Annotated in this window: 1 protein-coding gene; it reads right to left on the reverse strand. The window is 66.4% G+C overall.

The window, feature by feature from the left end:
* Positions 1–255: 255 nt before the first annotated feature.
* Positions 256–1,992 carry a hypothetical protein gene (locus OXN25_16920; protein MDE0426535.1) on the reverse strand — a complete coding sequence of 579 codons (1,737 nt, stop codon included), beginning with the start codon at positions 1,990–1,992 and terminating at the stop codon, positions 256–258.
* Positions 1,993–2,149: the final 157 nt, after the last annotated feature.

Genomic DNA, 2,149 nt, shown 5'->3' on the forward strand with positions numbered 1-2,149 from the left:
GCGCGGTGCCGGCGACCACCTGTTCGAGCGCGATCGCGAACTCGTCAGGACTGAATGAGCGGCCTTCCCGCACCTCCCGGCGCAACGCCGCGACTCTGTACCAAGGATCCATTTTCGATTGCTCTCAAGGCTCGCGCATGTCCGTGCTACCCATCACGGCCGGATAGCTTCGGCGCTGCGGTTCGGGGGGAAGGGGGTTGGGCGGCGTGGCTTCCGGCCACCCGCCAGTAAGCTCGACGGCCCGTCTCCGGCGTGTCAACGCGGGACAGCCAGAATCATCGCGTCCAGAAGGCGCTTCTCGTGGCTCCAGCGCGGATAGAGGGCGGAGAGCGCGTTGGCCAGCCGCAAGAAGTCGGGTCCGCGATCCTGCTCGGCCGTGATCAGCTTCCTGAGCGCGTTCGCGTGGCCGCTTGCCTGGAGGAGCATGCCCGCATGGATGCGGTCGAGCGTGGTCGCGTCTGGTCCCTGCAACGCGTCTTCGGGATCGAGAATCGACCTCGCTCCCCGACGACGGCGCGCGCGCGGCGTCGGTGTCGTCTCCCAATCGGGGAATAGGGCCGGTTGCACATCGGCCTGCGGATCCCGCTCGATCCATTCGGCTGCCGCAGCCGCACCGTCCCGACCGAACAGTTCGTCGGCTCGCTCCTGCACGGGCAGCAAGCGCACCATACCCTTCGCTTGGCCGATCACTCTGCCGGTCCATCGGTCGAGCCCGATGCCCATCGGCTGCGAGAACCGGCGCACCACGTCGTAAGGAAGACTGAGCCCTTGCGCGGCCGCCTTGGCTGCGGCTTGCTCCTCCTTGACGCTCTTGGCCGGTTCCGCGTCCGCGGCTTCCGTGCTCTGGTACGTCCAGAGAAACAGCGCGGTAAGCCGGGCATCCTCTTCCAGCATGCCCGCGTCGGCCGTGCCAAGCACCTGCTCCAGTGCGGAACGTCCGACGACCTGCCAGACCCTCTCCAAGTATTCGGGCAACCCGACCTCGCGCCCCTCGGCTGTCTCGACGGTCCGGTAGCGGCTGAAAACCTCGAGCGCCGGACCGACACAAGCGAACACCAGATCGGCTCCGCGTATTCCCTCCTCCTGAAGCCGCTTCATCCATGCCGCCACACGCGCCGGAAGCTCCTGAAGGACCGACGCCCAGTCGCCGACCGGAGCAGCGTGTGGACGAGGACGGCAGATCAGATGGATGCTGGTGGCGAGCGCGGCGGAGTCCCGAGCGCGAAGCCGAGACCCCATTTCCGTGGCGATCGGCCACGAGCCGGTGATCGTCCATCCGCCTCGAATCATGCCGGAGAGCAGCGCCTCCCAACCCTCGGTCGTCTTGTGCGCGAAGACCACGGAGCCCACGCCATCGTCACGTAGCACACGCCGACCCTCCGCGAAGGCCTTGGCCATCGTGTCCTCGAACCACTCGCGGTTTTTCGGGCGGCCCTCGGCCTGCTTCGTTTCGTCTTGGACCGCCTCGCCTGTCTTCGGCGACAGCGGATTGTCGGGATCGAAAGGATCGCGGAGAAGCGGGTGGCCCGGCAGCGTTCGCTTGAGCCAGACAAGGAAGAAATCCGACAGGTCCGCATACGGGACGGCGTCGTAGTAGGGCGGATCGGTGAACCACGCATCGGCGACCGAGTCGGGTAAGGGATGGCCAGTCGCGTCCGCGTTCTGCACTTGCCCGAATGAAGGCGTAACGAACTGGCACTCAAGAACCTTGGCTACTGACTTGATCGCGCTCGCCCAACTTCTCGATGCCTCCGCCAAGTAGTTGGATTCCCCGAAGTCCCAGACAATCGGCAGTGCCTGCCGTGCGAACACATGCTTGACCTCCTCGCCCGAAGCCAGCCAACTCGAAATCGACGCGCTCCCATCGGCGGTTCGGTCGAGGGCAATCGCCAGAAGTTCTCGGGGTATCGCCTCGGTATTGTCGGCCAGCGCCCCCAACTCCACCAGCGCCACCTTCTGCCGGGCGGTAAACAGGTCGCCCCATTCGAGCATGCCGTAACGCTGGACGCTGAACGCTCGCCCAGCACCCGACCCGCCCCCGGCTGGAGTAGCCTCATCCGGGATCGGGCAGAGCCCCTGCTTCCCTCCCGCCTCCCAATCCTCCAGCAAGCGGCGGACCCGAACCTGCGCCTCGCGGACAGCCGCGTAG

It is taken from the genome of Candidatus Poribacteria bacterium (assembly GCA_028820845.1).
GTDB lineage: Bacteria > Poribacteria > WGA-4E > WGA-4E > WGA-3G > WGA-3G.